At 60.2% G+C, this 26,171-nt stretch carries 23 protein-coding genes; 14 read left to right on the top strand and 9 right to left on the bottom strand.

Translation table 11 applies throughout. The features are described from left to right. Positions 1–972 (top strand): thymidylate synthase, encoded by a 972-nt coding sequence (locus tag QK293_RS23495; protein WP_282381610.1) that lies wholly within the window; start codon positions 1–3, stop codon positions 970–972. Positions 973–1,099: 127 nt separating this feature from the next. On the opposite strand, the gene cadR is transcribed toward QK293_RS23495, so the two are convergent. Further along, complete coding sequence (gene cadR, locus QK293_RS23490; protein ID WP_282381608.1) at positions 1,100–1,549, bottom strand: Cd(II)/Pb(II)-responsive transcriptional regulator; 450 nt, start codon at positions 1,547–1,549, stop codon at positions 1,100–1,102. 85 nt (positions 1,550–1,634) lie between these two features. On the opposite strand from cadR, the gene QK293_RS23485 reads away from it, so the two are divergent. The 8 genes from QK293_RS23485 to QK293_RS23450 all read left to right on the top strand — a co-directional run bounded on the left by QK293_RS23485 (position 1,635) and on the right by QK293_RS23450 (position 11,233). Further along, the gene (locus QK293_RS23485; protein ID WP_282381606.1) at positions 1,635–3,923 is read left to right on the top strand and encodes a heavy metal translocating P-type ATPase; all 2,289 of its coding nucleotides are present in this window, start codon (positions 1,635–1,637) and stop codon (positions 3,921–3,923) included. Positions 3,924–3,939: 16 nt separating this feature from the next. Then, a complete protein-coding gene (locus QK293_RS23480) occupies positions 3,940–4,803 on the top strand; it encodes a LysR family transcriptional regulator (RefSeq protein ID WP_282381604.1) in 864 nt (287 codons plus the stop codon). Positions 4,804–5,034: 231 nt separating this feature from the next. Further along, positions 5,035–6,111 carry a putative 2-aminoethylphosphonate ABC transporter ATP-binding protein gene (locus QK293_RS23475; RefSeq protein ID WP_282381601.1) on the top strand — a complete coding sequence of 359 codons (1,077 nt, stop codon included), beginning with the start codon at positions 5,035–5,037 and terminating at the stop codon, positions 6,109–6,111. Beyond that, positions 6,111–7,835: a putative 2-aminoethylphosphonate ABC transporter permease subunit gene (locus QK293_RS23470; protein ID WP_282381599.1), complete on the top strand. Its 1,725-nt coding sequence runs from the start codon at positions 6,111–6,113 to the stop codon at positions 7,833–7,835. Before QK293_RS23475 ends, QK293_RS23470 begins: the two co-directional genes overlap by 1 nt. 45 nt (positions 7,836–7,880) lie before the next feature. Continuing rightward, positions 7,881–8,906 (top strand): putative 2-aminoethylphosphonate ABC transporter substrate-binding protein, encoded by a 1,026-nt coding sequence (locus QK293_RS23465; protein ID WP_282381597.1) that lies wholly within the window; start codon positions 7,881–7,883, stop codon positions 8,904–8,906. Between the two features lie 119 nt (positions 8,907–9,025). Beyond that, complete coding sequence (locus QK293_RS23460) at positions 9,026–10,159, top strand: TIGR03364 family FAD-dependent oxidoreductase (protein ID WP_282381595.1); 1,134 nt, start codon at positions 9,026–9,028, stop codon at positions 10,157–10,159. Continuing rightward, complete coding sequence (locus QK293_RS23455) at positions 10,159–10,725, top strand: phosphonate degradation HD-domain oxygenase (protein WP_282381593.1); 567 nt, start codon at positions 10,159–10,161, stop codon at positions 10,723–10,725. The genes QK293_RS23460 and QK293_RS23455 overlap by 1 nt, the downstream gene beginning before the upstream one ends. 85 nt (positions 10,726–10,810) lie before the next feature. Continuing rightward, on the top strand, positions 10,811–11,233 hold the full coding sequence (locus QK293_RS23450) for a hypothetical protein (RefSeq protein ID WP_282381592.1): 423 nt from the start codon (positions 10,811–10,813) through the stop codon (positions 11,231–11,233). Between the two features lie 174 nt (positions 11,234–11,407). Here QK293_RS23450 and QK293_RS23445 read toward each other — a convergent pair whose 3' ends face one another. Both QK293_RS23445 and QK293_RS23440 read right to left on the bottom strand, forming a co-directional pair. Then, complete coding sequence (locus tag QK293_RS23445) at positions 11,408–12,793, bottom strand: GTPase/DUF3482 domain-containing protein (RefSeq protein WP_282381590.1); 1,386 nt, start codon at positions 12,791–12,793, stop codon at positions 11,408–11,410. Continuing rightward, positions 12,786–14,165 (bottom strand): DUF2868 domain-containing protein, encoded by a 1,380-nt coding sequence (locus QK293_RS23440; protein WP_282381588.1) that lies wholly within the window; start codon positions 14,163–14,165, stop codon positions 12,786–12,788. The genes QK293_RS23445 and QK293_RS23440 overlap by 8 nt, the downstream gene beginning before the upstream one ends. An 85-nt stretch (positions 14,166–14,250) precedes the next feature. On the opposite strand from QK293_RS23440, the gene QK293_RS23435 reads away from it, so the two are divergent. Next, positions 14,251–14,763 carry a dihydrofolate reductase gene (locus tag QK293_RS23435; protein ID WP_282381586.1) on the top strand — a complete coding sequence of 171 codons (513 nt, stop codon included), beginning with the start codon at positions 14,251–14,253 and terminating at the stop codon, positions 14,761–14,763. Positions 14,764–14,884: 121 nt separating this feature from the next. Here QK293_RS23435 and QK293_RS23430 read toward each other — a convergent pair whose 3' ends face one another. Continuing rightward, positions 14,885–15,478, bottom strand: coding sequence for a cation:dicarboxylase symporter family transporter (locus tag QK293_RS23430; RefSeq protein ID WP_348775355.1), 594 nt, complete (start codon positions 15,476–15,478; stop codon positions 14,885–14,887). A gap of 181 nt (positions 15,479–15,659) precedes the next feature. On the opposite strand from QK293_RS23430, the gene QK293_RS23425 reads away from it, so the two are divergent. Continuing rightward, positions 15,660–16,727, top strand: a complete 1,068-nt coding sequence (locus QK293_RS23425) for a haloacid dehalogenase-like hydrolase (protein WP_282381665.1) — start codon at positions 15,660–15,662, stop codon at positions 16,725–16,727. Positions 16,728–16,866: 139 nt separating this feature from the next. Here QK293_RS23425 and ilvD read toward each other — a convergent pair whose 3' ends face one another. The 5 genes from ilvD to QK293_RS23400 all read right to left on the bottom strand — a co-directional run bounded on the left by ilvD (position 16,867) and on the right by QK293_RS23400 (position 23,841). After that, positions 16,867–18,708 (bottom strand): dihydroxy-acid dehydratase, encoded by a 1,842-nt coding sequence (gene ilvD / locus QK293_RS23420; RefSeq protein WP_282381584.1) that lies wholly within the window; start codon positions 18,706–18,708, stop codon positions 16,867–16,869. A 258-nt stretch (positions 18,709–18,966) separates the two neighbouring features. After that, on the bottom strand, positions 18,967–20,175 hold the full coding sequence (locus QK293_RS23415) for an MFS transporter (RefSeq protein WP_282381582.1): 1,209 nt from the start codon (positions 20,173–20,175) through the stop codon (positions 18,967–18,969). Beyond that, positions 20,168–21,145: a diiron oxygenase gene (locus QK293_RS23410; RefSeq protein WP_282381579.1), complete on the bottom strand. Its 978-nt coding sequence runs from the start codon at positions 21,143–21,145 to the stop codon at positions 20,168–20,170. The genes QK293_RS23415 and QK293_RS23410 overlap by 8 nt, the downstream gene beginning before the upstream one ends. Beyond that, on the bottom strand, positions 21,142–22,221 hold the full coding sequence (locus QK293_RS23405) for a SagB family peptide dehydrogenase (protein WP_282381577.1): 1,080 nt from the start codon (positions 22,219–22,221) through the stop codon (positions 21,142–21,144). Before QK293_RS23405 ends, QK293_RS23410 begins: the two co-directional genes overlap by 4 nt. A gap of 423 nt (positions 22,222–22,644) precedes the next feature. After that, positions 22,645–23,841, bottom strand: coding sequence for a class I SAM-dependent rRNA methyltransferase (locus QK293_RS23400; protein WP_282381575.1), 1,197 nt, complete (start codon positions 23,839–23,841; stop codon positions 22,645–22,647). A 233-nt stretch (positions 23,842–24,074) separates the two neighbouring features. Between QK293_RS23400 and QK293_RS23395 the strand changes: the two genes are divergently transcribed. Genes QK293_RS23395 through QK293_RS23385 form a run of 3 tightly spaced genes read left to right on the top strand, consistent with a single transcriptional unit; the run spans position 24,075 to position 26,106 of the window. Further along, a complete protein-coding gene (locus QK293_RS23395) occupies positions 24,075–24,890 on the top strand; it encodes an HDOD domain-containing protein (protein WP_282381663.1) in 816 nt (271 codons plus the stop codon). A 27-nt stretch (positions 24,891–24,917) separates the two neighbouring features. After that, a complete protein-coding gene (mutM, locus tag QK293_RS23390; protein ID WP_282381573.1) occupies positions 24,918–25,730 on the top strand; it encodes a bifunctional DNA-formamidopyrimidine glycosylase/DNA-(apurinic or apyrimidinic site) lyase in 813 nt (270 codons plus the stop codon). Positions 25,731–25,782: 52 nt separating this feature from the next. Continuing rightward, positions 25,783–26,106 carry a multidrug transporter gene (locus tag QK293_RS23385; RefSeq protein WP_282381571.1) on the top strand — a complete coding sequence of 108 codons (324 nt, stop codon included), beginning with the start codon at positions 25,783–25,785 and terminating at the stop codon, positions 26,104–26,106. The last annotated feature ends 65 nt before the right edge of the window (positions 26,107–26,171 follow it).

Here is a 26,171-nt window from a genome sequence, read left to right as displayed (position 1 = left end):
ATGAAGCAATATCTCGAACTGGTCGCTCACGTCATCAAGAACGGCACCAAACAGGCCAACCGCACCGGCGTGAACACCATCAGTTTCCCTGGCGCGATGCTGCGTTATGACCTGAAGGAAGGTTTCCCGGCGATCACCACGCGCAAGATGGCCTTCAAATCGGCCATCGGCGAGATGTGTGGTTTTCTGCGCGGGGTGAACAACGCCGCCGAATTCCGTGCGCTGGGCTGCAAGGTCTGGGATCAGAACGCTAACGAAAACGCCCAGTGGCTGGCCAATCCGTTCCGTCAGGGCGAAGACGACCTCGGCGAGATCTACGGCGTGCAATGGCGCAAATGGCCGGCGTACAAGCAGATCCCGGTCAGCAACAAGGCCGCCATCGAGCAGACCCTGAGCCAGGGGTATCGCCAGATTGCTGAAGGCGAAGAGGACGGTCAGGCTTACGTGGTGCTGTACAAGGCGATCGACCAGATCCGCCAGTGCGTCGACACCATCATCAAAGACCCGGGCAGCCGCCGCATCCTGTTCCACGGCTGGAACGTCGCCCAGCTCGATGAAATGGCCCTGCCGCCGTGCCACTTGCTGTATCAGTTCCACCCGAATGTCGAGACCAAAGAGATTTCTTTGACCCTTTACATCCGCTCCAATGATTTGGGCCTCGGCACGCCGTTCAACCTCACCGAAGGCGCCGCGCTGCTGAGCCTGATCGGTCGCCTGACCGGCTACACGCCACGCTGGTTCACCTACTTCATCGGTGACGCCCACGTCTACGAAAACCACCTGGACATGCTCAACGAACAGCTCAAGCGCGAGCCGTTCCCGATGCCGAAACTGGTGATTTCCGAGCGTGTGCCGGAGTTTGCCAAGACCGGTGTGTACCAGCCGGAGTGGCTGGAGTTGATCGAGCCGGGCGATTTCTCGCTTGAGGGCTACGAGCACCACGCCCCAATGACCGCGCCGATGGCGGTTTAAGCCGTAACGCAATCTGATCGTTCCCACGCTCCGCGTGGGAATGCCGCCATGGACGCTCCGCGTCCACTGTGACGCAAAGCGTCACGGGATACATTCCCACGCAGAGCGTGGGAACGATCATAGGCCCTTAATGCCCGTGACTGCGGCCCACATGAGTATGCTCAACCTCCGTCGCCACCACCCCACCGCTCACCTCAAGCCGCTGCAAAATCCCGCACTGATCAATTTCCGGCCCCTCGCCACAGCGTTGGCGCAGGTCCAGCAGTTGTACCTGTAATGCCAGCAACCCATCAATCCGCGCCTTCACGTGATAAATGTGCTCGTCGATCAACGCATTCACGCTTTCACACTGATCCTGCGGACTGTCGCGCAATGCCAGCAGGCTGCGGATTTCTTCCAGGGTCATGTCGAGGGTGCGGCAGTTGCGGATGAAGGTCAGGCGTTCGGCGTGGGCCTGGGTGTAGACGCGGTAGTTGCCGTCGCTGCGGGCCGGTTCCGGCAGCAGGTTTTCGCGCTCGTAGTAGCGGATAGTTTCCACGGCGCAGTCGGTGAGTTTGGCCAGTTCTCCGATCTTCATGACGGCAATCTCCAAAAGGGTGCTTGACCCTATAGTGGCTACAGGGTCTTTACTTGGCAACAGGCACCTTTCTGGACGCGACCCAATGAGCGATTCCCTTCACACGCACAAACCCGAGGCTGATCACGATCACGATCACGATCACAGCCACAAACTGCAGCCTGTGCCCCAGCATGACAATGCAAGCCACGAGCATGGCGGACATGGTGATTCCTGCTGTTCTTCCAAAGTGGTGGCGCCATCGCTGATCAAGTTGAATGACAAGCCGACCGCCGGCACGCGGCTGAGCAGTTTCCGCATCGACGCCATGGATTGCCCAACCGAACAAACGCTGATCCAGAACAAACTCGGCAAACTCGTGGGCGTGCAGCAACTGGAATTCAACCTGATCAACCGCGTATTGGGCGTCACCCATGACCTGCCGAGCACCGCGCCGATCATCGACGCGATCAAATCCCTGGGCATGCAAGCCGAGTCGATGGAGCAGGGCACCGAAGCGCCCGCGCCAATCCCCGAGAAAAAGCACTGGTGGCCCTTGGCGCTGGCCGGTGTTGGCGCACTGGCCGCCGAAGTTATCCACTTCACTAACGCCGCACCGACTTGGGTGGTGGCGATCATCGCGCTGATTTCGATCCTCAGCGGTGGCCTGACCACCTACAAGAAAGGCTGGATCGCGCTCAAGAACCTCAACCTGAACATCAACGCGTTGATGAGCATCGCGGTGACCGGCGCAATCCTGATCGGCCAGTGGCCGGAAGCGGCGATGGTGATGTTCCTGTTCACCGTGGCCGAGTTGATAGAGGCCAAGTCGCTGGACCGTGCGCGCAACGCCATCGGCGGGTTGATGCAGATGACCCCGGAGCAGGCCACGGTGCAGCAAGCCGACGGCAGTTGGATCGAGCGGGACGTCAAAACCATTGAGCTGGGCGCGCGAGTGCGGGTACGTCCCGGCGAGCGGATTGGTCTGGACGGTGAAGTGGTTTCGGGCAGTTCGACCATCGATCAGGCACCGATCACCGGTGAAAGCCTGCCGGTTGAGAAAACAGTCGGCGACAAAGTATTTGCCGGCACCATCAACCAGGCCGGGTCCCTGGAATACGCCGTGACCGCGGCGTCCAACAATTCGACCCTGGCGCGGATCATCCACGCCGTGGAACAGGCTCAGGGTGCGCGGGCACCCACCCAGCGTTTCGTCGACAGTTTCTCGAAAATCTACACGCCGGCGGTGTTCATCCTGGCCCTCGCCGTTGCAGTGATTCCGCCACTGTTCATGGGCGCTGTATGGTTCGACTGGATCTACCGGGCGTTGGTGTTGCTGGTGGTCGCCTGCCCTTGTGCACTGGTTATTTCTACGCCAGTAACCATCGTCAGCGGCCTGGCAGCAGCGGCGCGCAAAGGCATTCTGGTCAAGGGCGGCGTGTACCTGGAGGGTGGTCACAAACTCGATTATCTGGCGTTGGACAAGACCGGCACCCTCACTCACGGCAAACCGGTGCAGACCGATTACTTGTCCCTCGATCCGACCGTCGAAGAATCAGCCCCGGCGATTGCGGCGGCGTTGGCTGGTCGCTCGGATCACCCAGTGTCATTGGCCATCGCCAATGCGGCTGTGGATAAACAACTCGCACCGCTCGTTGTGGATAACTTCGAGGCGCTGGCCGGCCGCGGCGTACGTGGCGAAATCAACGGTCAGACGTATCACTTGGGCAACCACCGCCTGGTGGAAGAACTGGGCCTGTGCTCTCCAGCGCTGGAGGAAAAGCTGTTCGCGCTGGAGAAACAGGGCAAGTCCGTGGTGCTGTTGCTCGACAAGTCCGGCCCGCTGGCACTGTTCGCCGTCGCCGATACGGTCAAAGAGTCCAGCCGCGAGGCGATCCAGCAACTGCACGATCTGGGCATCAAAACCCTGATGCTCACCGGCGACAACGTCCACACCGCTCAGGCGATTGCCGCGCAAGTGGGCATCGACGAGGCCAAGGGCGATCTGTTGCCGACCGACAAGCTGCAAGCCATCGAAGACCTTTATGCACAGGGCCATCACGTCGGCATGGTCGGCGACGGCATCAACGACGCACCGGCGCTGGCGCGGGCCGAGATTGGTTTCGCCATGGCGGCGGCGGGTACGGATACCGCGATCGAAACGGCCGATGTCGCCCTGATGGACGACGATCTGCGCAAGATCCCGACCTTTATCCGGCTGTCACGGCAGACTTCCCGCATCCTCAAACAAAACATTGCCCTGGCATTGGTCATCAAAGCGATCTTTCTTGGAGTAACCTTCGCTGGGATCGCCACTATGTGGATGGCGGTGTTCGCCGACATGGGCGTGAGCCTGTTGGTGGTGTTTAACGGTTTGCGCCTGTTGCGCAAATAGACGATGAGGGACGGGTGTGCTGAGTGCCGAGCTGAAGGCGTTTTACATGGTGGCCCGCTTGGGCAGCATTACCCTGGCGGCGAAAAAACTCGGCCTGAGCCAACCCACGGTGACGACCCAGATTCGGCATCTGGAGAGTCAGTACTCGGTTGAGTTGTTCTACCGTGGCGGCCGTCGCCTCAGCGTCAGCGATGACGGCGCGCGGTTGCTGCCGATGGTCAAGGCGCTGTTGCAGCAGGAAGCCGACATCGAGTTTTTCCTGCGTAACAGCGGTCAGGTCCAGGGCACGTTGCGCATTGCGGCCACGGCGCCTTATTACATCCTCGATCTGGTGAAGACTTTTCGCGAGCGCTTGCCGCACGTAGAGGTATCGGTAGAAATCGGCAACTCACAGCAAGTGCTGGAGGCGCTCGAGGAGTACCGTGTGGACATCGCGGCGTCGTCGCAGTTGCTCGACGATGCGCGGCTGATCCGCCGCGTACTCGGCAGCGATCCGCTGGTGCTGGCGGTGCATCGCAATCATCCGCTGGCGGTCCACGACCCTGTGCCGCTCAGTGCGTTGGCCGGGCATACCTTGCTGATGCGTGAGTCGGGCTCGACCACTCGGCGTTTGACGGAAGAATTGTTGGCCAGTGCCGGGGTGAGTTTCGGGCCGTTGCTGGAGATTGGCAGCCGTGAGTCGATCCGTGAGGCGGTGCTGCGCAACATCGGTATCAGCATTATTGCCCGGCAGGAAGTGCCGCATGATCCGCAATTGCGCGTGCTGACCATCGAGAATGCGCCGCAGATTCCGGAGTATTTGTACTGCCTCAAGGAACGAAAAGGCGCGCGGCTGCCGGCGGCGTTTCTGGGGTTGGCGCAGGAAATGGCCCCTGCTTAGGTCCTGCGGTGACTGTGCCGGCCTCTTCGCGGGCAAGCCTCGCTCCTACGGGGGAATGCGATAAAACTGTAGGAGCGAGGCTTGCCCGCGAAGGCGCCAGCTCAGGCAGCGCACCTCTTGAACATGAACCCAAATCCTTGAATACCACTATCAGCCGTTTTTGCCTCACTGCCACATCACGGACGCATTACAAATCTAGGATGGCCTTCATCTGCTTGATGAGGCCTGTCCATGAACCACTCGATCGCAACTGCCCTGACCAACCCCGGCGCCCCGATGAAAGTGCGCGGCGTGCAGAAACGCTTCGGCGCGTTCACCGCGCTGGATAACGTTTCCCTCGACGTGGCGGCCGGTGAACTGGTGTGTTTGCTCGGTCCGTCGGGCTGCGGCAAAACCACCTTATTGCGCTGCATCGCCGGTCTTGAGAAGCAGGACAGCGGCGAGTTGTACCTCGGTGATCGCGACGTTTCCCACCTGGCACCTCAGGCTCGGGACTACGGCATTCTGTTTCAGTCCTACGCGCTGTTCCCCAATCTCACTGTCGAAGCGAACATCGCCTACGGCCTCGCTGGCACTGGTCGCGAAGAAGTGCGCCAGCGCGTCGGTCAGATGCTGGAACTGGTCGGCCTGATCGGCAGTGAGAAAAAATACCCCGGCCAATTGTCTGGCGGCCAACAGCAGCGTGTCGCGCTGGCTCGGGCATTGGCGCCGGCACCTTCGTTGCTGCTGCTCGACGAACCGATGTCGGCCCTCGACGCCCGGGTCCGCGAGCATCTGTGCACCGAACTGCGCCAACTGCAGCGCAACCTTGGCGTTACCACCCTGATGGTCACCCACAATCAGGACGAAGCCATGCTGATGGCCGACCGCATCGCCGTGATGAATAACGGCAAGGTTGAGCAGTACGCCACGCCGCAGGAAATCTACGACCGTCCGGCAACACCGTTTGTGGCCGAGTTCGTCGGCCAGGGCAATTGGCTGCCGTTCCGCCGCAGCAGCGACAGCCACGCTCAGGTCGGCGGGATGAACATGCGCCTGGCCGCCGATTCGGGCAACGCCGCATCGGGTCGTCTGTTCTGCCGTCCGGAAGCGATCAACGTCAACCCGCCGGTGCATGAAGAAAACCTGTTTCCGGCCAAGGTTCGCGAGATCACCTTCCTCGGCAACCGTTGCCGCATGAGCTTCGAGCTCGATCAACTGCCGGGCCACGCATTACTCGCGGAACTGGCGCCAGAAGCCATGCCGCGCCTTGGCGCGCAGCAGATCATGGTCGCCTTGCCTCCGCGCAGCTTGCAGGTGTTTGCCTGATGAGCGCGAACCTCGCGCTGCCGATACCGCACAAGCAGGTTCGGCAGACCTCCCGTGCCGAGATCGGCGACCGGGTGTTCGTGGTCGGCGGCAAAGTCCTGTTGCTGGTGTTGCTCGGCGTTGCGGTGTTGATGCCGTTGCTGGCGATCTTCTGGCGCGGTTTCAGTTCGGAAGCCGGGCAGGGCGGCGGTCTGGTGGCCGCCCGTGAATTGGTGACCAGCGCGAATTTCCACTGGTTGCTCGGCAATAGCCTGAAAGTTTCCCTCAGCGTTGCGGCCATTGTCGTTCCGCTGGCTTACCTGTTTGCCTACGCGCTGCAACGCACGTTGATTCCTGGCAAAGCTATCTGGCGCGGCATGTCGTTGTTGCCGCTGATGGCGCCATCGATGTTGCCGGGGATTGCGCTGGTCTATCTGTTCGGCAACCAGGGCATGCTGCGCGGTTTGCTCTCGGACAACATCTACGGCTTCTGGGGCATTGTTCTGGGCGAGGTCATCTACACCTTCCCACACGCTTTGATGATTTTGCTGTCGGCGCTTTCCCTGGCGGATGCGCGGCTCTTCGATGCGGCCTCCAGCATGGGCGCCAGTCCGGCGAAAGCTTTCCGCAGCATCACTTGGCCGGCGACGCGTCAGGCGGTGTTCGCGGCGTTCTGTCTGGTGTTCACCCTGACCATCACCGACTTCGGCGTGCCCGTGGTGGTCGGTGGCGATTATCAGGTGCTGGCGCTGGAAGCCTACAAAGCCGTGGTCGGCCAACAACAATTCGGTCGCGGCGCGTTGATCGGCATGGTCCTGCTGCTGCCGGCGCTGTTCAGCTTCGGTGTCGACGCCTGGCTGCGTCGGCGTCACGGCGATTCCATGAGCGGTAGGGCGCAGGTCTTTCAACCGGTGCCGTCGAAACTGCGGGACGGCTGCTACCTGACGATCGTGTTGCTGATCTGCGCGGTGTTGCTGCTGGTGTTCGGCATGGCGGTGTACTCGTCGCTGGTGAAATTCTGGCCGTACAACCTGTCGCTGTCACTCAACCATTACCAGTTCAACGACACGGCGGGTGGCGGCTGGCTGGCCTATGGCAACAGCGTGAAGATGGCCCTGTGCACGGCGTTGATCGGCAGCGTGCTGATCTTCACCGGCGCGTACCTGATGGAAAAAACCAAGGGCCAGCGCGGACTGAATCTGATCCTGCGCATGCTCAGTTTCATACCGATGGCGGTGCCGGGTCTGGTGCTGGGCTTGGGTTACGTTTTCTTCTTCAACCTTACCGGCAACCCGCTGCATGTGCTCTACGGAACCATGACTCTGCTGGTGGTTTGCACCATTGCGCACTATTTGACCACCGCGCAAATGACCGCCACCACCGCGCTGCGTCAGCTCGATGCTGAGTTCGAAGCTGCCGCGTTGTCGCTCAAGGCGCCGCTGTATCGGCATTACCTTCGCGTCACCGTGCCGATTTGCCTGCCGGCGCTGCTGGACATCGTGCGCTACCTGTTCGTCTCGGCCATGACCACCGTCTCGGCGGCGATCTTCCTCTACAGCCCCGACACCCTCCTCGCGGCAGTGGCGGTGCTGAACATGGACGACGCCGGCAATGTCGGCGGCGCGGCGGCGATGTCGACCCTGATTCTGTTCACCTCGGCGGGCGTGTCCCTGCTGCTGGCCTGGGCTTCGCGCGGGTTGCTGCGCCGCTCCCAGGCCTGGCGGCAGACCGCGCCCGGTCACTGATTCACACCCTCAACTCAACGTCCGGTAAACAAAAGGTAAAACGACATGTTCAAGCCCCTGGCCCTGGCCGCTGCTGTTCTCACCGCTTTCAGCCTGAACGCTTACGCTGCGAAAACCGAGTTGACGGTGTACACCGCCCTCGAAGCCGAACAACTGAAGACCTACAAAGAAGCCTTCGAAAAGGCCAACCCGGACGTCGAGATCAAGTGGGTGCGCGATTCCACCGGCATCATCACCGCTAAGTTGCTGGCCGAAAAAGCCCGTCCGCAGGCTGACGCAGTCTGGGGCCTGGCGGCCTCGAGCCTGGCGATCCTCGATCAGCAAGGCATGCTGCAAAGCTATGCGCCGAAGGACCTGGGCAAGATCGGCGGCAACTACCGCGATGCTGCTAACCCGCCCGCCTGGGTCGGCATGGACGTCTGGGCCGCGACCATTTGCTTCAACACGGTTGAGGCCGAGAAGCAGGGTTTGAGCAAACCCGTGAGCTGGCAGGACCTGACCAAGCCTGAGTACAAAGGCAAGATCGTCATGCCGAACCCGGCCTCGTCCGGCACCGGTTTCCTCGACGTCAGCGCCTGGCTGCAAACCTTCGGCGAGAAGCAGGGCTGGCAGTACATGGACGACCTGCACCAGAACATCGGCCAGTACGTTCACTCCGGTTCCAAGCCGTGCAAATTGGCGGCGGCCGGTGAATTCCCGATCGGTATTTCCTTCGAATACCCCGCCGTTCAGCTGAAACGCCAAGGCGCGCCGCTGGACATCATCCTGCCGAAAGAAGGTTTGGGCTGGGAGATCGAAGCCACCGCCGTGATCAAGGGCACACCGCATGAAGAGGCGGCGAAGAAACTGGCTGACTTCTCCGCCAGTCCGGCGGCGATGGAGCTTTACAAAGAGAACTTCGCCGTGCTCGCTCAGCCGGGTATTGCCAAGCCGCAGACCGAATTGCCGGCGGATTATGAGCAACGTTTGATCAAGAACGACTTCGCCTGGGCGTCGAAGAATCGCGATGAAATCCTCACCGAATGGCGCAAGCGCTATGACGGCAAGTCCGAGAAAGTGGTTGCCAAGTAAGATCTTCATCGGCTGTGAGGGCCCCTTCGCGGGCAAGCCTCGCTCCTACAGGGATACGCGTTCCCCTGTAGGAGCGAGGCTTGCCCGCGAAGGCGGCTTCGAATTCAGGACAAAACTCCATGACACAACACAACGACATGCTGATCGTAGGCGCAGGAATTTTAGGCCTGTCCCACGCCTACGCCGCCGCCATACGCGGTCTCAAAGTCACGGTTTTCGAGCGCAGCGAAACGCCTTTGGGCGCCTCGGTACGTAACTTCGGCCAGGCACTGGTCACTGGCCAGCCACCGGGTCCGATGCTCGAACTGGCCAAGGCCAGCCGCGAGATCTGGGGCCAATGGGCGCAGCTCGCCGGTCTGCAACTCAAGCGCAACGGCTCGTACCTGTTTGCCCGCACCGAAGCGGAAGAACACCTGCTGGAAGCCTTCTGCGCGGGTCGCGCCGTGGAACACGGTTACCGCGTCGACCTGCTGCGCGGTGCGGCGTTACGCGATGTCTACGGCGGTCAGTTCAGCCATCATCGCGCGGCGTTGCTCGGGATGGACGATCAGCAGTTGTATTCGCGCGAAGTGATTCCGGCGCTGATCGACTACCTGCGCCGCGAGCTTGGCGTCGCGTTTCACTTCTCCACCCTGGTGCGTGACGTCGAGCCGGGTCGCCTGCACAGCACCGCCGGATCCTTCAGCGCCGAACAGATCATCGTCTGTTCCGGTCACGATTATCAGACACTGCTGGCCGAGCCGATCGCCGAACTCAATCCGCAAATCTGTCGCCTGCAAATGCTTCGCGCCCGACCGCAAATCAACCTGAACCTGCAACACGCTTTGCTCACCGGTTTGAGCTGCGTGCACTACGGCGCCTTCGCCGATCTGCCGGAAGCGGCGGCGGTGCACGCGCAAATCCTGCGAGAGGAACCGCATCTGCATGAAAACGGCATTCACCTGCTGATCAGCCCGACGCCTCACGGTGAATTGATCATCGGCGACTCCCACCATTACGGCCGCGATCCGTCGCCGTTCAATGCCGAGCAGGTGGACCATTGGATGATTGAGCTCGCAGAACACACCCTGGGTTGCAAGGTGCAAGTGGTGGAACGCTGGCAGGGTGTCTATGGTTCTCGGGGACCGGGGCCGTTCTCGTTCCTGCGTCCGATGCCGGGTGTGAGCGTGGCACTGATGCACACGGGTGTCGGCATGAGCGTCGGGCCGGCGATGGCTGAACGTAACGTCGCGACGGTGTTGGGAGAGCGTTGATGGACCGCAATGAGCAAGTGGTCGCCGAGGTGTTCGCGCTGTACGAGCGCTTTGGCGAGAGCGATTACATCGGCGAGCCGGTGTCGCAGATCGAGCACATGTCACAGGCGGCCGAACGGGCGATGGCCGAGGGTTTCGATGATGAAGTGGTGCTGGCGGCGTTCTTCCACGACATCGGACATATCTGCGCCGAGAGTGCCGAGAACATGGGCGGCTTCGGCGTGGTCAGTCACGAGCGGTTGGGCGCGGACTATTTGCGCCGCGCCGGTTTCAGCGAGCGCATGGCGCGGCTTGTGGAATACCACGTTCAGGCCAAGCGTTACCTGACGCTCAAAGAGCCTGGGTATTACGAGAGATTGAGCGAAGCCAGTCGCCGGACCCTGGAATATCAGGGTGGGGAGATGACCGAATCCGAGGCTGAAGCCTTCGAGCAAGATCCGTTGTGTGCGGTCAGTTTGCGGATGAGGCAGTGGGATGAGTTGGCGAAGGAGATGGGGGTGCCGGTGATGGATCTTGAGGTGTTGAAGCGCAAGGCCGCGATTGTCTTGTCCGGCGAGGCGCGTTGAGTTGTCTCACAGGCAATAGGGAAACGGTGGATGGATTGCCTTGCAGTATTGGGCCAGTCTGGGCTTTTCCCAAGGAAGCGCACGGATGCGTTATTTGAAAGTGATTGCACAGGATCGAAGCGGTCAGGGGGCGGCGGATATCGTTTATTTTGAGTTCTATGAAGATGACCAGTTGCAGCGCAAGGCGACGGAGGCGGATCGACAGCGGCTCAAGTCTTTCAGCAAAACGTATTTGAAATGCGCCTGGTACAACAGGGGGGAGGGTGAGGACCGTCACTTGCGAATCTTCTCGCAGAATCCATCCGCTGACGGCACGCCAGAAACCGTACGCCTGCATTTTCATGAAGGGCCGACGATTAACTACAAAGCAGCAGCTCACGATCTTGATAATGATGGCGGACTGGAAGTGATATTGAGCTCGGATGTGGACAATGACGGGCGGGCGGATCGCACGGATCGGCGACGAGTCGCCTCGATGGCGCGGGAGTTTTTGAAGCTCGGCAGGTAGCGGTCCTGTAGCAGCTGCCGAGCCTGCGAGGCTGCGTTCGAGCCGGGGTCGCGCTCGACCGAAGTCCTCGCAAATCCTGTGTACACGGTTTGCCTGAAAGACCGCGTTGTCTGGTTTTACGACGGCTCCGCCGCCGAACGCAGCCTCGCAGGCTCGGCAGCTGCTACAGGGGGGCTAAGACTCAATCACTTTCTCAGCCAACGCCTCAACCTGCTCCTGCCGTTCTGCCTGGCTCAGCTTCGGATGAGGATTAAGCGATGACCACGGCGGATGCGCCCGCGCCTTGTTCAGTGGCTCGGGCAGTTTGCCTTCGCGCCAGGTTTTGTCATGGGGCGTGGCCACCTGAATGCTGTCCATCGCCGCATGCCCACGCGCATTGAGCGCTTGCAGCAGTTGCCGCTGACGCAATGCCAATAGCCGCAGCACGCTGTCATCGACGGTCAGCTCCCGCTGGCCTTTGATCTTGCCCAGCAACCGGCCGCCATAACTGCGGGCGGTTTGCAGAGCTCCGCCAGCAATGGCCCCGGCCAATGCTGCTACGCCAAGGGTCAGCCCGCCCACCAACAGGTCGACGCCGGCCCCGGCTGCCGCACCGGCAGCGATACCGCCACCGACTCGCACGCCCAGCTGTTTCAGGGTTTCGGGGTTGAACAGGTCGTCACCCCAGCGGCCATCAAGCAGCGGCAGATCACTGGCCGCCGCATCCTGTGGACGGAAGGCGTAGAGCTTGAGCAGCGCTTCGACGCAGCGTTGTTCCCGTTGTCGAACGGCTTTGCGCAGTTCGTTGATGGCCTGCTGTTCTTGCTCGGCTTCACTGACCACGCTGCGCCGGCAGGCGGCGCAATCGATCAATAATTCGGCAATCAGCCGCGCCGCACTCTGTTGCCGGGCCTGGCGTTGGGCTTGCTGATCGGCGATCAGGCGTTCCAGTTGTGGGCGGGCGTTTGCCAGCAGCAGCGCGAGGCTTTCATAGAGCCGACGTTCGCCGTCCTCCGGCGGTGCGACGCTGTCGAAACGCACCAGCGCATGCAAACCGAGGCGTGCCAACGCTTCACGCCAATCCGGTTCGCGGTGGTTGGCGCTGCTGACGAAATTCAGTACCGGCAGCAGCGGTTTGCCGCAGCTGGCCAACACTTCCAGTTCGTCGCGGTACTTGGCCAGCACCGGTTCCCGGGCGTCGATCACGTAGAGACCGGCGTCGCAGGTCAGCAGTTGCCGCAGCACCTTGGCTTCCTGTTCGAAACGTTGCCGGGCTTCGCTGCCCTCAAGAAATCGCGCCAGACGCGCCGGGCCGTCGAGGCGTTCACCCGGTCGTTCCAGACGCTCGAGGTAGTCGAGCAAAGCGATGGCGTCTTCCAGACCGGGGGTGTCGTAGAGATCGAGCAAAGGCTCACCGTCCACCGACAATCGCGCGCCTTCGACGTGTCGTGTGGTGCTGGGGCGATGAGACACCTCCCCGAAACCGACATCGCGGGTCAGGGTGCGCAGCAACGAGGTTTTGCCGACGTTGGTGTGGCCGACCACCGCAAGCTTCAAGGGCGGTTTCCAGGGATTAGTCATGACCGGTCTCCAGCCAGTTCAACGGCGCGCAATCGGCAAACGGCAAGTCCAGCTGCTGCAGCGCCACGTGCCAGTCACCCAGCCTTTGGGCATCCAGCGCTTCGCCCGGCGGTGCTTGCAGCAGCCAGACGCGGGTGGCGCTGGCGCTGCGCGCCAGTTCGGCGATCAGTGCCAGACTGCCGCGGTCCGGCGAGCGTCGCGGATCGCAGGCGATGGCCAGACGAGCAGGAGGGAAGCGGCTCAGCTGTTCGAGGAGTTTGTGCCGTGATTCGCGACTGTCGAGAATGCCGGCGTTGCTCACGGTTTTCGGCAGTGGCGGCGGCCACGGGCGTTGATCGTCCAGCTCGATGGCCACCAGTAGCGCGCCATCGCTTGGCAGGTCGCTGACACCCTTTTCAATACGATGCAGTTGCTCTGGCGCAGCGTCGCTGATGCCCAGGCGTTCGCTGGTGGGCATCAGCCGTTCGCGCAGCTGGGTGTAACCGGGCAGGTTCAAATCCAGGTGCAATGCCGCCTGGCCGGTTTTCCAGCGCCACAGGCAAAACAGCGCCAGCAACAGCCGTGGCAAAACACCGTAGACCACCAACACGCCGACCAGCCATGTGGCCCAGGCCTGGCGGGCGCTCTCGATATTCAGCGCGGCATCGCCGCTGGCGCGGATCATTTCCACGGTCGGTACGTTGAAACCCAGCACGGCCGGCAGGGCGCCGAGGGCTTGAGTCATGACGACGAAGGTGTCGCCGCTGAGGAGGGTGGTTTCCCAGACGAAGCCATAACGCCGGGTCGCCATCAGCATCAACAGGATCACCAGGGCGCTGAGCATCGCCAGCAACCACAAACCGTTGACCAGCACACCGACCGCCCAGCGATTGAGTTTCTGTCGTTGCAGCAATAGCAGTAGGGCCGGGGCCAGTTGCGCGGCTTTGGCATCGCGAGCGAGCTTTTCGCTGAGCCATAACCATAAGCGGCCGAGGGTGGCGCCGTGTTCGCCGGCGAAGACCAGGCCCAATGCCCAGCTCAGCAATAGAATCAGGTTCAGCCCGAGCAAACTGCCCAAGGCCCAGAACACATTGACCGGGTTTTGTCCGTCGCCCAGCGCGGCAAACGCCAGGCCGGCGCCGCTGGCGACGGCGAGAACAGCCAGCACCAACAGTGCCAGCCGCGCACCTTGCAGCCAATGTTTGAGGGCGCTGGTCAGCCCATCGCGTTCGGCCAGCCACAGGGCGCGGCGCGCAATACGTGTCGGCAGATCGCCGCCCGCGCTGCGGGCCAGTCGGTTGGCTTCCAGATCATCCAGGGGCCCGGCGTGTTCTTCACGCAGGCGCACCGTCTCGGTCAGCCAGAGGTTTTGCAGTGGAGTCAGTTCAGTCACGCGCCATCCCGTCGCTCAATTGAACGGTGAGCATAACCGCTGTGGCGCTTATCGGGGTACGGGAGGCTCTGGTATCCTCGCCGGCATGACTAAATCACTCCCCCTCAGCCTGATTGCAGCCCTCGGTGAAAACCGTGTGATCGGCGTCGACAACAGCATGCCCTGGCACCTGCCGGGGGACTTCAAATACTTCAAGGCCACCACCCTCGGCAAGCCGATCATCATGGGTCGCAAGACCTGGGATTCGCTCGGTCGTCCGCTGCCGGGCCGATTGAACATCGTGGTCAGCCGTCAGGCGGATCTGCAACTGGAAGGCGCGGAGGTTTATCCGTCGCTTGAAGCGGCGGTGGTTCGGGCGCAGGAATGGGCGAGCGAGCAGGGCGTCGATGAGCTGATGCTGATTGGCGGGGCGCAGTTGTATGCCCAAGGGTTGGCTCAGGCTGATCGGTTGTATTTGACGCGCGTGGCGTTGAGTCCGGACGGGGATGCGTGGTTTCCGGAGTTTGATTTGAAGGCGTGGAAACTGGTGTCGAACACCGAGAATCCGGCTGTGGATGACAAGCCGGCGTACAACTTCGAGGTTTGGGAGAAGGCCTGAAAAGCTTCGCGGGCAAGCCTTGCTCCTACAGGAATTGGGTCGATTGCGAAAATTGCGTTCGACAGTAATCCCGTAGGAGCGAGGCTTGCCCGCGAAGAGGCCCGCTCAGTCGCTGAAAGACTTAAGCGTGAGCCAACTGCGCATGCTCATCCGCATCCAGCAGTTCTTTATCCGTCTGCTGCATCATCTGGCTGGTAATCGCCCCTGCCGTAATCGAACCACTCACGTTCAACGCCGTACGGCCCATGTCGATCAGCGGCTCGACCGAAATCAGCAACGCCACCAGTGACACCGGCAACCCCATCGCCGGCAGCACGATCAACGCGGCAAATGTCGCGCCACCACCGACGCCGGCCACACCAGCCGAACTCAGCGTCACAATCGCCACCAACGTCGCAATCCACAACGGGTCTAGCGGATTGATGCCCACCGTCGGCGCAACCATCACCGCCAACATCGCCGGGTACAGACCGGCACAGCCATTCTGGCCAATGGTCGCGCCGAACGACGCGGCGAAACTGGCGATGGACTGTGGAATACCCAAACGGCTGGTCTGCGCTTCGATGCTCAGCGGAATCGTCGCGGCGCTGGAGCGGCTGGTGAAGGCAAATGTCAGTACCGGCGTGCGGTGGGCCACGGCGCTGAGGATCGAGGAAAACACCAGCGGGATCACGATCGGGGCAGCCGCGAACCGGCGAGCGTAACAGGCTGATATCTAATGAATTAATATCCAAAACATCTGATTACTGTCGTTTTTGGAATAAGCAGCTGTCGCTGTCAGGGATGCAGCTGGCGCAATAGGGACGCAAGCGGTCGCGGGCAGGCGAGCACTGTCACATTAATTTGTTAGCGTCGATCTCTTTGAATCAGGGTCTTTTAATAAGGAAAGCATGCCGATGAAGCTCGCACCGAAATTTCTGGTTGCTGCACTGGGATTGAGTTTGGGCCTGAGCCTCGCCGGCCAGGTATTCGCCACGGACTTGAAGCATTGGCCAGCCGATCAGGCCAAGGCGCTGGACGCGATGATCGCCGCCAACGCCAACAAGGGTAACTACGCGGTGTTCGACATGGACAACACCAGTTACCGCTACGATCTCGAAGAGTCGTTGCTGCCGTACATGGAAAACAAAGGCCTGATCACCCGCGAGAAACTCGACCCTTCCCTGAAACTGATGCCTTTCAAAGACACCGCCGACCACAAGGAAAGCCTGTTCAGCTACTACTATCGCCTCTGCGAACTCGACGACATGGTTTGCTACCCATGGGTCGCCCAAGTGTTTTCCGGCTTCACCCTCCAGGAACTCAAAGGCTACGTCGATGAGTTGATGGCGTCCGGTAAACCGGTGCCGGCGACTTACTACGAAGGCGACGTGGTCAAGAACCTCGACGTCAACCCGCCGAAAATCTTCACCGGCCAGAAAGAGCTCTACAACAAGCTGATGGAGAACGGCATCGAGGTCTACGTGATGACCGCCGCTTCCGAAGAACTGGTGCGGATGGTCGCCGCCGATCCGAAGTACGGCTACAACGTGAAACCGCAGAACGTGATCGGCGTGACCATGCTACTCAAGGACCGCCAGACCGGCGAGCTGACCACGGCGCGCAAACAGATCACCGCGGGCAAGTATGACGAGAAGGCTAACCTCGGCCTCGAACTGACTCCGTACCTGTGGACTCCGGCGACCTGGATGGCCGGCAAACACGCGGCGATTCTGACCTACATCGATGAGTGGAAAAAACCGGTTCTGGTCGGCGGCGATACACCGACCAGCGATGGTTTCATGCTGTTCCACAGCGTAGACGTGGCCAAGGGTGGCATCCACTTGTGGGTCAACCGCAAAGACAAATACATGACCCAGATTAACGGCATGATGGCCAAGCACGCTGCGGCCCAGGCCAAGGAAGGGTTGCCGGTGACGGCGGACAAGAACTGGGTGATCGTCAAGCCTGAAGAGATTCAGTAACCCCTTCGATGATCGCTCCCACGCTCTGCGTGGGAATGCAGCCCGTGACGCTCCGCGTCCCTTGAGGCATTCCCACGCAGGAGCGTGGGAACGATCAGCCCCGCACTTGGCGGGGCATTTTTGTTACTGCGACTGACGCTTACAGCCCGTCGAGCATTGCCTTGTTACGCACAGCACCCTTGTCGGCGCTGGTCGCCAGCAGGGCGTAGGCTTTCAGTGCAGTGGTCACTTTACGTGGACGTTTTTCCACCGGTTTCCAGCCTTTCTGATCTTGCTCGGCACGGCGCCCAGCCATTTCTTCGTCGCTGATCAACAGGTTGATCGAGCGGTTCGGAATGTCGATCAACACTTTGTCGCCATCCTGCACCAGACCGATCGCGCCGCCCGCCGCCGCTTCTGGCGAAGCGTGGCCGATGGACAGGCCCGAAGTGCCGCCGGAGAAACGGCCGTCGGTGAGCAGGGCGCAATCTTTGCCCAGGCCTTTGGATTTCAGGTACGACGTCGGGTACAGCATTTCCTGCATGCCCGGGCCGCCTTTCGGGCCTTCGTAACGGATGATCACGATGTCGCCGGCCTTCACTTCGTCAGCGAGGATGCCGCGTACGGCGCTGTCCTGGCTTTCGAAGATCTTTGCGTTGCCTTCGAAGACGTGGATCGACTCGTCGACGCCGGCGGTTTTCACCACGCAGCCGTCCAGCGCGATGTTGCCGTAGAGAACGGCCAAGCCGCCTTCTTTCGAGTAGGCGTGTTCGACACTGCGGATGCAGCCGTTTTCACGGTCGTCGTCCAGGGTCTCCCATCGGGTCGACTGGCTGAACGCGGTTTGCGTCGGGATGCCCCCAGGGCCGGCCTTGAAGAAGTGATGCACCGCTTCGTCGCTGGTCTGGGTGATGTCCCACTTGGCGATGCCTTCGGCCAGGGTTTTGCTGTGCACGGTCGGCAGGTCAGTGTGCAGCAGGCCGCCACGGGCCAGCGAGCCGAGGATGCTGAAGATCCCGCCGGCACGGTGCACGTCTTCCATGTGGTACTTCTGGATGTTCGGCGCAACTTTGCACAGTTGCGGCACGAGACGGGAGAGACGGTCGATGTCGCGCAGGTCGAACTCGATCTCGGCTTCCTGGGCCGCGGCCAGCAAGTGCAGGATGGTGTTAGTGGAACCGCCCATGGCGATGTCCAGGGTCATAGCGTTTTCGAACGCCTTGAAGTTGGCGATGTTGCGCGGCAACACCGACTCGTCGTTCTCGCCGTAGTAACGCTTGCACAGCTCGACGATGGTGCGGCCGGCCTGCAGGAACAGTTGTTCGCGGTCGCTGTGGGTGGCCAGGGTCGAACCGTTGCCCGGCAATGCCAGGCCGAGGGCTTCGACCAGGCAATTCATCGAGTTGGCGGTGAACATGCCGGAGCACGAACCGCAGGTCGGGCAGGCGTTGCGCTCGTAGTCAGCGACTTTCTCGTCAGAAGCGCTGGAGTCGGCGGCGATCACCATGGCGTCGACGAGGTCGAGGCCGTGGCTGGCCAGCTTGGTCTTGCCGGCTTCCATCGGGCCGCCGGACACGAAGATCACCGGGATGTTCAGGCGCAGGGACGCCATCAACATGCCAGGGGTGATCTTGTCGCAGTTGGAGATGCAGACGATCGCGTCGGCGCAGTGGGCGTTAACCATGTATTCGACGGAGTCGGCGATGATCTCGCGGCTCGGCAGCGAATAGAGCATGCCGTCGTGACCCATGGCGATGCCGTCATCCACGGCAATGGTGTTGAATTCTTTCGCTACACCGCCGGCGCGTTCGATCTCGCGGGCGACCAGTTGGCCCAGGTCCTTGAGGTGGACGTGGCCCGGTACGAACTGGGTGAAGGAGTTGGCAATGGCGATGATCGGCTTTTTGAAGTCGTCATCCTTCATCCCCGTGGCACGCCACAGTGCGCGGGCGCCGGCCATGTTGCGGCCATGGGTGGATGTTTTCGAGCGGTAATCAGGCATGAAGCACTCCGGGCGGCTAATCAGGTATCAAAAGGGAAGTGAGCTTCTATTGACGTCTGGAACACTCAGAAATGGCCGTGTGTCCGGAAGTTGCCGATAACTTTGCGGGATCGCCGCGCGCTTCAGCTTGAGCTCATAAACCCGCCGGGGGATGACTGGCGATGAATGTCGCGATTCTACACGGCTGGCGTCAGGAGGGAATGCCGGGAAGTGTTGATCCAGTACTGACACAACGTACGGAATGACGATCGGCAGGTGTCAGCCCACCTTCAGCGCCAGATGCCGCCGTGTGATCAGTACATTCAAGCCAAGACCCGCGGCACTCAAGGTCAGGAAACACAAGGCAAGCGCCGTGGTCAGGTCGTCGTACGCAAGATTGATCACCACGCTGATCACGCCACCGAACATGAAAATCAGCACGCCGCCGACCGAGGTAGACGTTCCGGCGTTCTGTGGGTAGAGACTCATGGCTTTGGAATTGGCGATAGGTCTGGCGATGGTGGTGCCTGCTGTACAAATCAGCATGGGTATCAGTATCGCGGCAGCAGAGAGGCCGAACTGATCCGCCAACCACAGCATGATCAACCCTGACAACGCGATCAGACCCAGACCGATAGCTATCTGCGTGTTGGCTTGCAGGTGCCGATGCAGGGCGCTGGCGACAATCCCGCCGAACACATAGGCCACGCCATACAGCAATAACGCCCAGGCAAATTCGTATGACGAAAACGCCAGACTTTCCATGAAAATGATCGGTGAAATGACGATGAACGAAAAATGGCAGGCAAAGGCCAACGCTGAAATTAGCCAGTAACCCATGAAGCGTAGATCCGAGCACACCCGCCAATAGGCACTGAAAAATCGTCCGTGCGACGCCGTATGACGGTGCGGGTTTTCCTTGAACAGAAAGCAGGCTTTGAGCCAGACAATGACGGCCAGCGTGATAAACACATAAAAGCTGCCCTGCCAGCCTAGCTGCGATTGCAACCAGGCCCCCAGCAGGGGCGAAATCGATATGAACACCCCGCCGCCCGTCACCATCCAGATTCTGATTCGCTCCTGTTCCTTGCCGACGAACAAATCCTGAACCAGTGCCTGTGACAGCACGAACGATCCGCAACCAACCGCCTGGATCACGCGAAAGAACAGAAACCAGTTGTACTCGCTGGAAGCCAGGCAACCCGTCGCACCGACCACCGCGATTGCGATACCTGCCAGCAGCAGCTTCTTGCGCCCCCACAAATCTGACAACGGTCCGACCAGCACCACGGACAACGCCAGACCCATGGCGAACACGCTGACGGACAGGGCAATCTCGGACGGTGAAGTCTGAAAGTAGTCAGAAAGAACGGGAAAGGACGGGAGCACCACATCGAGGGGGAAGACACCGAGCAGTGTCATGGTCATCAACAGAATGACCGTGGCTCGACGGTTTTTGAAACTGACTGCGGATTTTCCTTCATCCATCGACAAGTCCTGCCTTTACGAAGAGCTGCTGGTTGGAAGGCAGGTCGAAAAAACCTGCCTTTTCCATTGCCTGAAACGTCGCGCCTGCGCCCGATCGGGAGCGCTGAAGGCAGGCTTGCGGGCCTGTCAGGGCATTGAGGATTTCTGCGACACAATTCTCGCCGAGTCCCACACTGTTCAGGCTTTCCTTCAGCCATCGCTCATCGACCCCAAAGAACATCGGGATGACGTCTACCAGCAACTTTGCGGCGAAGGTGCGTTGGCTGCTGTTCAGTGTCAGCCACAGATAATGAAACACTTCGGAAAAGTAGCGACTGTGTCGGGCCTCGTCCGTGAGGTGGTCCCTGAGCATTTCCTGGACGCTGGACACCAGCCCGTTGCGGCAAACCTCGAGCAGTTCACTGGCGATGATTGTCTCGGACACGAAGCCGACGAGAAACCAGGCCAGCGCCTTATGCCTGTCGGGGGTGTGGTCGATGAGGGCGTTCAGTCGGGTAATGCGGTGCGGCATCGCTGGGCGTTGGGTCATGCCGTAGAGGTCGGCTATCTGCTCGGCGAGGCTATTGGAAAACAGGGCGTGATAACCCTCATCGGTATAGAGCTGGAGGGCGGCCGTTTTCATTCGTCGGGGGATGGACGCACCGAGCTCATCGTGGACGATGGTTTCCACGGAGCGGTTGACGATCCGATGTTCGAGTCGGGTGGTGTAGTCGAGGAAATACACCAGATGATTGGCCGATAATCGATGGACGATCGCGCTGCCTGCTGCTTCGATTGCCGGGTGGCTCAGGTAGGGCAGGAAGGCCGGCGGGAACCAGTGTCGTGTTTCCAGTTGCCGTTCCAGGTCTGATGGCAATTGATAGCAGTGCTGGCTGGTTCGTACCGAGGCTCGAGTGTTCCAGTCGCCGAGGGTGAAGCGCTGGGCCCAGGCGTCGGGAAGGGAAAGGTCGTCTGTGCGGGGCTCGCTCATTGGTGTGAGCCTCGGTTGTTCAGCAGCGCTTTCAATTCTTTGCACATTGCTTGTCCGTCACTCTGGCCGCAGGCAACAAAAAACAACGGCTGTTCGGCGCTGTCCTCGATCCCCAGCAACGTTTCGACCTGATCGTCTGCCAACGCACCGGTCAGCCAGGTGTTCAACCCAAGTGCGGTGGCCACCAGTTGAAAGGTCTGGGAAATATGACCGGCTTCCACGTAGGCCATTCGGTACGCCCGCGAGTGTTCATATTTCCACCACAGTTTGTCGAAGCGAGCGGTGATGAACAGGCCGACTGGCAGATTGTTGATGAAATGCTGCCCACACAACAACTGCCCCAAAGGCGAGTCAGGCAGCGGATTGACGAAGCTCAATGCGTGTTCGGTGGGGTGGTAGGCGTAGAGCCCGGGATTCAGGCCGCTGACGTTCTGAACATGAAGAAAACCTTCGCAGGCATTCAGCCCGCCACCGGATGGACTGCTACGCCGGGCGCCATGACCTTCTGCGATGGTTTCGTCGATATCGTTTTCGCGCTCACGCAGATAGCCAAGGGACAAATACAGGAGAGTGCTCAAATCATCGAGGGAAACCCTTTCGCCCGTGAAGGTGCGACAGGTCTTTCGCTCGATCAACGTCTTTACAAGAGCGTTTACCGGGAAGCAGGAAGGTTGGGGCAGGGTAATCCGCGCGCTTGTCGGGCGCTCCGTGAGGCTGCTCTCTGGAGTAGGGGTGGCCAGTACTTCGGCGCAATGGTCCATATAGTGTCTTGACCATTCATTAATATCTTGGGGAACATATTCACACGGGATGTTCTTGGTGCCGATATGAAATATTTTCGACAGTTCATCCCAGCCCCATTCAATAGGCTCATGCATTAAGGGTGTTAGTATTCCTGCGCTTACAAATTGATTGTCTATTGTATTGTTATTGTCAAACTTTTCAGGCTTGTCGATAAGGTGTGCGAGGCGGGTTGAATATTCCAGGTTCAATTCGAACTGTTTGTGATTCTTGTAATCCCAGACTATTTGGCCGGGCGAACGAGGCAGTATGAATATATAAGGGTTAATCTGCATATTTTGCAACTCACTCTGGTCCGTACTCTAGAAAACGCTGGGTAGCCGGCACTCCCCAGCGTCTCATTTACTTAGCGGGCTTTTGGAGCAACCAGAAAAGACAGGTTGGCGATTTTGTTTGCTTCCAGAGTAATTGCTTTCATGTTTTGAACTCCTTGTAATTGATAGTGAGTGTCACTCCTTTGTGACACCTTAATCATAGTTTGTAATGAGTTCTTATCAAGGGGATATTGGGTAGGAATGTTCCAGTAATTTTGTCGGATCAATCGTGGGGCTGGATGAATCTTGTAAGTCTTGTCCGCTAAAATAAAAGACAGCGCGAAACGTCCTGCAAGTCAGTAAGACGGCGGGAGTAGGAAGTTGGAAAATTCAATAACGGAAATAGAACGGGGAGCCGGTTGGCCCCCCGTCAAACCGGCGTAATCAGCTGTTTGGCAGCAGACGGCAGGTGATGCTCTTGATGTAGCGGGTTTCGGCGATGGCTGGGTGAACCGGGTGATCCGGGCCCTGACCGCCGCGCTCCAGGATCTGGATGTTGCGGTCCAAGTGACGGGCGCTGGTCAGCAGGATGTTTTGCAGATCGTCTTCGGGCAGGTGCATCGAGCACGAAGCGCTGACCAGGATGCCGTCCTTGCTGAGCAGGCGCATGGCTTGCTCGTTCAGGCGACGGTAGGCGCCTTCACCGTTCTTCATGTCTTTCTTGCGTTTGATGAATGCCGGCGGGTCGGCAACGATCACGTCGAAGCGTTCTTCGCTGGCTTTCAGCTCTTTCAGGGCTTCGAACACATCGCCTTCGATGCAGGTCATTTTGTCGGCAAAACCGTTCAGCGCGGCGTTGCGCTCCACGCCGTCGAGGGCGAAGGCCGACGCGTCGACGCAGAACACTTCACTGGCGCCGAACGCAGCCGCTTGCACGCCCCAGCCACCGATGTAGCTGTACAGGTCCAGCACGCGTTTGCCTTTGGCATAAGGTGCCAGACGCGCGCGGTTCATGCGGTGGTCGTAGAACCAGCCGGTTTTCTGTCCCTGGATGACGGGCGCTTCGAATTTCACGCCGTTTTCTTCCAGCGCGACCCACTCCGGCACCAGGCCGAACACGGTCTCGACGTAGCGGTTGAGGCCTTCGGCATCACGGGCAGCGGAGTCGTTCTTGAACAGAATGCCGCTAGGCTTGAGCACTTGGGTCAGGGCCGCGATCACGTCTTCTTTATGAGCTTCCATGGTTGCCGAGGCGATCTGTACCACCAGAATGTCGCCGAAACGGTCAACCACCAGGCCTGGCAGCAGGTCGGAGTCGCCGTAGACCAGGCGATAGAACGGCTTGTCAAACAGACGATCGCGCAGGGACAGGGCAACGTTCAGGCGATGCACCAGCAGCGACTTGTCCAGCGGCAACTTGATGTCGCGCGACAGCAGACGGGCACAAATCAGGTTGTTCGGGCTCATGGCAACGATGCCCAGCGGTTTGCCGCCGGCAGCTTCGAGGATCGCCTGGTCGCCGGCCTTGAAACCGTGCAAAGGAGTAGCGGCTACATCGATTTCGTTGCTATAGACCCACAAATGGCCATTTCGCAGGCGACGGTCGGCGTTGGCTTTGAGGCGCAGGCTAGGCAGGGACATGACGTCGCTCCGGAAAAAAGAGCGGGAGTATAGCGTGTTGCGCAAGGCCACGGTTTGGCGGATAGACATGCGGTGAGGAACGCCCGGGCTTTGATGAAACTTCAGACGATGTACCGGCCAAGGTGTCGGATCTAACTTTAGAAGGGTTAGAATCGCCGCCTGTCCCAGAGTGTGTACTTATGGCCCAAGAGCTGACTTCCGAACAGATTCAACAGTCCCTGCAAGGCATCAGCGTGCCGGCCCAGCCGCAGATCATGGTGGATTTGCAGATGGAGCAGTACATGCCCGATCCGGATCTGGAGGTGATCGCGAAGCTGATCTCCCAGGACCCGGGCCTCTCTGGCGCCTTGTTGAAAATCGTCAACTCGCCGTATTACGGCTTGAGCAACAAGATTGCCTCGATTCAGCGTGCGGTGAATCTGCTGGGCAGCCGCTCGATCATCAACCTGATCAACGCGCAGTCGATCAAGGGCGAGATGAATGACGACACCATCGTCACCTTGAATCGTTTCTGGGACACCGCTCAGGACGTGGCGATGACCTGCCTGACCCTGGCCAAGCGCATCGGTGCCCAGGCCGGCGATGAAGCATACGCCCTGGGTCTGTTCCATGACTGCGGGGTGCCACTGATGCTCCAGCGTTTTCCCAACTACATGACCGTTCTGGAAGAGGCCTATGCCAGCGCCAGCGCTGAATGCCGGGTGGTGGACACGGAGAATCGGGTGTTCAATACCAACCACGCGGTGGTGGGTTATTACACCGCCAAATCCTGGCGCCTGCCGGAGCCTGTAACCGCCGCCATCGCCAATCACCACAATGCGTTGGCGATCTTCAGCGATGAGTCGTTGCGCAACAGCCAGCTGAAAAATCTGCTGGCGATCCTGAAGATGGCCGAGCACATTTGTGGGTCCTATCGAGTACTGGGCAATCAGACCGAGGATCATGAGTGGAACAGCATCGGGCCTTTGGTTCTCGATTATGTCGGCCTCTCGGACTACGACTTCGAGACCCTCAAACAAACGATTCGCGACCTTGGCACTCACCGCTGAGCGTGCACAGCCTGATTCGAGAGCACCATGCCGGAACTGCCTGAAGTCGAAACCACTCGCCGCGGAATTGCGCCGCACCTGGAAGGCCAGCGCGTCAGCCGGGTGATCGTGCGTGACCGCCGCTTGCGCTGGCCGATTCCCGAAGACCTGGATGTGCGGCTGTCGGGTCAGCGCATCGTGCTGGTGGAAAGACGCGCGAAGTACCTGCTGATCAATGCCGAAGTCGGCACGCTGATCAGCCATCTAGGCATGTCGGGAAATCTGCGTCTGGTGGCAGTCGGCACGCCGGTGGCCAAGCATGAGCATGTGGACATCGAGCTGGAATCCGGCCTGGCCTTGCGTTACACCGACCCGCGACGGTTTGGTGCGATGCTCTGGAGCCTCGACCCGCTCAACCACGAGTTGCTGATTCGCCTGGGGCCGGAGCCGTTGACTGACCTGTTCGACGGTGAGCGCTTGTTCCAGCAGTCCCGCGGTCGATCCATGGCGGTCAAACCGTTCATCATGGACAACGCGGTGGTGGTCGGCGTGGGTAACATCTACGCAACCGAAGCGTTGTTCGCGGCAGGTATCGACCCGCGTCGTGAGGCCAAGAGCATCTCTCGGGCGCGTTATCTGAAATTGGCGATCGAGATCAAACGCATCCTGACTGCCGCTATCGAACGCGGCGGCACCACGTTGCGCGACTTTATCGGCGGTGATGGTCAGCCGGGTTATTTCCAGCAGGAACTGTTCGTGTATGGCCGCGGCGGTGAGCCGTGCAAGGTCTGCGGGACGGAGCTGCGGGACGTGAAACTCGGGCAGCGCGCCAGCGTCTTTTGCCCGCGCTGTCAGAGCTGATACCTCACGCGGTCTATAGTCAGTGCTCACTGCCTAGCCGAAGGACCGTGTCATGAGCCTGTTTCGAACCCTTGTCGTCGCGTTGCTGCTGAGTATCGGCGCGCCAGTGCTGGCGGCAAACACCGGCAGCGGCGACCCGCGTTACACCATCCAGAATCCCCCGGCGTACGCCATGCTCGGCGATTTGCTGATTGCCCGACCCTTGCTGGTCGTGGCGACGGTGATCGGTGCGGGGGCGTTTGTGGTGTCATTGCCGTTTACCGCGCTGGGTGGCGGCGTTGGCGATGCGGGGCAGGCGTTGGTGGTCGACCCGGCGAAAGCGGCGTTCGTGCGGTGTCTGGGGTGTATCGGGGAAGGGTTTGAGCAGCGGGAGTGAAGCCTAAAAGCTTCGCGGGCAAGCCTCGCTCCTTGTATGTTGACCCTGATTCCAACGAGAGAGGT

Source organism: Pseudomonas sp. AL03 (assembly GCF_029960815.1).
Lineage (GTDB): Bacteria > Pseudomonadota > Gammaproteobacteria > Pseudomonadales > Pseudomonadaceae > Aquipseudomonas.
The sequence above is the reverse complement of the archived record's forward strand: the minus strand, read 5'-3'. Positions and strand labels throughout refer to the sequence as shown.